Annotated in this window: 1 protein-coding gene; it reads right to left on the minus strand. The window is 64.3% G+C overall.

What is annotated here, in order from left to right:
- A partial coding sequence (locus F6X39_RS36310) for an Ig-like domain-containing protein (protein ID WP_187620175.1) occupies positions 1-224 on the minus strand: 224 nt, incomplete at both ends.

Consider the following 224-nt stretch of genomic DNA (forward strand, 5'->3'; position numbering starts at 1 on the left):
GTTCCACCACCGTGAACTCGTGCTTGCCTTCGTCCAGCGGCGTATCAGGCGTGAAGCTCCAGTTGCCGTCCTCGTCGACCGTCGTCTCGCCAACCGGCGTGCCGTTGTCGATCACGACGATCGTGTCGCCCGGTTCGCCCTTGCCCTTCAGCGTCGGCGTCGTGTCGTCCGTGCTCTCGCCATTGCCCACCGGACCCTGAACCAGACCCACGTCGTCAATCACT

This window comes from Paraburkholderia sp. UCT2, from assembly GCF_014397665.1.
Classification (GTDB): domain Bacteria; phylum Pseudomonadota; class Gammaproteobacteria; order Burkholderiales; family Burkholderiaceae; genus Paraburkholderia; species Paraburkholderia tuberum.